Source organism: Bradyrhizobium sp. PRIMUS42 (assembly GCF_023006515.1).
Lineage (GTDB): Bacteria > Pseudomonadota > Alphaproteobacteria > Rhizobiales > Xanthobacteraceae > Bradyrhizobium.
The window spans coordinates 1-3,115 of the sequence record NZ_JALBGZ010000716.1; the positions used below are offsets into that span (position 1 = coordinate 1).

Consider the following 3,115-nt stretch of genomic DNA (forward strand, 5'->3'; position numbering starts at 1 on the left):
GGGCTCCGATCCGATCGAACGGCGACCCAGCTCGGGCGGCCACCCGGGCTGGGCCATTCCTCACGGAACGGCTCAATATAATCGATCGCCCTAATACAAGGGTGGGCAAAGCGAAGCGTGCCCACCGCTTCTGTTGCAGTGTTCGACCGGTGGTGGGCACGGCGCAAGTGCGCCTTTGCCCACCCTACGATTCCGGCTCCGCTGATGCTGCTTAACCTCATCGTTTACAGGAGTTGCGAAGGGAACACCGCTCGTCCCTTCCTATTTTGCATCCCGCTACTGCGGGGATCGCTTAGCTGCGCCTTCGATTAGGCGTTAAAACTCTCGTGCAACAAAGCCCAAACAACAACACACAGGGAGAACAACAACCATGCAAAAACTCATCGCCGCCATCGCGGCCGGCCTCGCCCTCGCCGCCACAGCGGGCACTGCGCGCGCGCAGATTTCCGATGACGTCGTCAAGATCGGCGTGCTCACGGACATGTCGAGCCTCTATGCGGACGCGACCGGCAAGGGCTCGCTCGCGGCCGTCGAAATGGCGGTTGCCGATTACGGCGCCAAGGTCGCGGGCAAGCCGGTCGCCGTAGTCGCCGCCGACCACCAGAACAAGCCCGACGTCGGCGTCAACATCGCCCGGAACTGGTACGACAACGACAAGGTCGATGCGATTTTCGACGTGCCGACGTCCTCGGTGGCGCTGCCGGTCTCGGCGCTGACGCGGGAGAAGAACAAGATCAACATCAATTCCGGCGGCGGCTCGTCCGACATCACTGGCCCCGCCTGCTCGCCCAACACGGTGCACTGGACCTACGACACCTATGCGCTGTCGAACGTCGCCGGCAAGGCGATGGTCAAGCGCGGCGAGGACTCCTGGTTCTTCGTCAACCGACTACGCCTTCGGCATGGCGCTGCAGCGCGACGCCGCCAACGTGGTCAAGGAGAGCGGCGGCAAGGTGCTCGGCGAGGTCCGCCATCCGCTCAACTCGTCGGACTTCTCCTCCTTCCTGCTGCAGGCCCAGGCCTCCAAGGCCAAGGTGGTCGCGCTGGCGAATGCCGGCGGCGACACCACCAACGCATTGAAGCAGGCTTCCGAGTTCGGCCTGACGCAGGGCGGCCAGAAGATGATCGCGCTCTTGCAGGAGATCACCGACACGCATTCGCTCGGCATCAAGGCGACGCAGGGCCTGATCGTCACCGACGCATTCTACTGGGACATGAACGAGGAGACGCGTGCCTTCTCCAAGCGTTTCAACGAGAAGGTGGGCCACATGCCGACCATGATCCAGGCCGGCCTCTATTCGGCGACCATGCACTATCTGAAGGCGATCGACGCCATCAAGTCGGACGAGGCGCCCAAGGTGATGGAGCAGATGCGCAAGACGCCGATCAACGACTTCTTCGCCAAGAACGGCAAGATCCGCATCGACGGCCGCATGGTCCACGACATGTATCTGTTCGAGGTCAAGAAGCCCGAGGAATCCAAGGGCGAGTGGGACCTCTACAAGCTGATCGCCACCGTGCCCGGCGACGAGGCCTTCCGTCCGCTCGACAAGGGCGGCTGCCCCCTGGTGACGCACTAGCTTCCGCAATCTCCGTCATTGCGAGCGACTTGTCCGCCATAGCTCGAAGAGCGACGGCGGCAGCGAAACGACACGACAGCGCGCCCGGTGAAAACCAGGCGCGCTTCGTTTAGGTGATCAGAGCCGCATTACTCCGAGTACTTGAACTCGGGCATGTTCTTCAGCTCGTCCTTGCTCGCATTGAACACGACGTGATCCGGATACCATTTCGACGTGGTCGACGTCGCGGTCGCAGCAGGCTTGTTGTCGGTGCCGGTCGCAGCGCCCGTCGTCGTGGTCGTGGCGGGCTTGGCGCCCGGGTTCGTGCCGGTGCCGGTGTAGGCGACGGCCTCGTTCACGAACTTCAGCTTCTCATAGGGCACGGCGACGAGATGCTCGCCCAGGCCGAGGAAGCCGCCGACGCCGATGACCGCGATCTTGATGTCGCCGTTCTTGTCCATCAGCAGGTCGTTGATCGTGCCGATGTTCTCGTTGGCTTCGTTATAGACCTTGAGGCCGTCCATCTTGGACGTGCGCCACTGGCCGGACGCGGTGGTGGACGTCGTCGTGGCGGTGGCCGCGGTCGGCGCCTTGTCGGTGGTGGCGGTCGGCGATTGCGCGAACGCAACGGTCGTGAGCAGTGCCGTGCCGGCAAGGCCGGCGATGATCGACTTCATCATTGTCCTCTCCTTCAACGAAAAACTCGTGTTGAGAAAACGGCGCTGATCACACGCAGTTCCGTGCGCGCGGCAATTTCGTCGCGCATTGCGCGAGCGCTCGCAAGGGCTGTTCCTGCGTCACTCAGGAACATATTGCGGCGCACGGTTCCCGCCGACGATCGTGCGCTCTGGGTGAAGCACGATCGCGGCGGGGACCGCGCCGACCCGCGTCGCTCAGGTCAGCTCTTGTAGTCGATCAGAAGCGCGGAGAAGTCGGCATTGCCGGATGCGCCGCCAGGCCGCAGCTCAAACGGCAAGTTCGATCGAAGGCGCCTCCACGCTCGCCTTCGAGGGCTGGCACATCGATCTGCGCCTGCGCGAGCAGCGCAATCCGGAAGGGGCACGCGTCGCGGCGACCAGCGCCGAGTTTGATCTCTTGCGCGCGTTCTGCGAACGGCCTGGCCGCGTGCTGTCGCGCGACAGCTTGCTCGACCTCACGCAAGGGCGCAACACCGGCTCGTTCGAACGCTCCATCGACGTGCTGGTCAGCCGCATCCGCCGCAAGATCGAGCCCAATCCGGCCGATCCCATCCTTATCAAGACGGTGCGCTCGGGCGGCAATCTGTTCACGCCAAGAACTGAAGCAGCGAGCACTGAAGCGGCAAGAACTGAAGCGGTTGCGGCGTCCCTGAGCAGCTGAAGGGGACGCGACGATGAAGCTGTTCGGGTTCTTCCACCTCAAGGGTATCGGCGGGCAGATCGCCGCGCTGGTGCTGGCTTCGACTGTCGCGCTCCATCTCGTCGTCACCACTGCGTTCCTGATCAGCCGGCCGGACCGCTCCGACGCGCCGCCGGACGGGGCCCATCAACTGACCGATGCGGCGCTGCTGCTCGGCT

General features: G+C 63.8%; 1 protein-coding gene and 3 pseudogenes. 3 read left to right on the forward strand and 1 reads right to left on the reverse strand.

What is annotated here, in order from left to right:
• The first annotated feature begins 481 nt into the window (after window positions 1-481).
• Window positions 482-1,580: pseudogene (locus MOV75_RS32405) on the forward strand (ABC transporter substrate-binding protein).
• Window positions 1,581-1,708: 128 nt separating this feature from the next.
• Here MOV75_RS32405 and MOV75_RS32410 read toward each other — a convergent pair.
• Window positions 1,709-2,239: a PRC-barrel domain-containing protein gene (locus MOV75_RS32410; RefSeq protein WP_246925886.1), complete on the reverse strand. Its 531-nt coding sequence runs from the start codon at window positions 2,237-2,239 to the stop codon at window positions 1,709-1,711.
• A gap of 265 nt (window positions 2,240-2,504) precedes the next feature.
• Here MOV75_RS32410 and MOV75_RS32415 point away from each other — a divergent pair.
• A pseudogene (locus MOV75_RS32415) lies at window positions 2,505-2,918 on the forward strand (helix-turn-helix domain-containing protein); the annotation flags it as partial.
• A gap of 13 nt (window positions 2,919-2,931) precedes the next feature.
• Window positions 2,932-3,115 (forward strand): annotated as a pseudogene (locus tag MOV75_RS32420) (two-component sensor histidine kinase); the annotation flags it as partial.